The 674-nt window shown below is 45.1% G+C and carries 1 protein-coding gene; it reads right to left on the bottom strand.

Annotated features, from left to right (window positions below):
• A partial coding sequence (locus tag A3766_RS01900; protein ID WP_156508613.1) for a DUF2797 domain-containing protein occupies positions 1-674 on the bottom strand: 674 nt, incomplete at both ends.

Here is a 674-nt window from a genome sequence, read left to right as displayed (position 1 = left end):
ATGGCAATTAAGGTCCCCTCCACCTCATCTTGTTTATCAAAATTAAAGGTTTTAGCCTTTTCTGGCCAAGATAAGTGTGGGTATTCAAATTCCCATACATCCTGCTCAGTCAAAGCAGTAATCTCACCGGGGAATTGCTCATCAAGCTCGGCCAACTTATCCTGAGCCAGTTCCATTAGACGGTCACGTTCAACCAAAAGATCTATATCAACGACCTCATGCTTCAGCATTTTCCGCCAATTAGTTTTGTCCGCCACCCACTCTTTCAGCATAACTTCAAGCAAACCGGAAAGTCGTCGGGACTTAACTGAGAATATAGGCAATGCAGCAATGGCACCCTGATCTATCCAGCGGGTAGGCACCTGGTTATGACGGGTAATCCCGACTTTCAAACCAGTTGAATTCGCCAAATAAACTATATGCTCCTGCATACAGTGTGTTTCACCCCATTCCGGCTCACGGCAGGTACCTTGTGCATAATGACAAAGCTCAGGGCTCATAATACAGCGGTCACACTGGGCCAACTTGGTAAAGCATCGATAACAGTAACCTTGGTTAAAGCTCTTGTTGGTACGCTTCTGACAATGAAAACAGCGAATCGCGCCGTTAGAACGAAAGCGTAATTTCTTGCCAAGATAATCTGCAGGATTGCATTTTGTATCACCAAAGTTCAA

This window comes from Oleiphilus sp. HI0132 (assembly GCF_001635845.1).
This window is presented reverse-complemented; position numbering and strand designations above follow the sequence as displayed.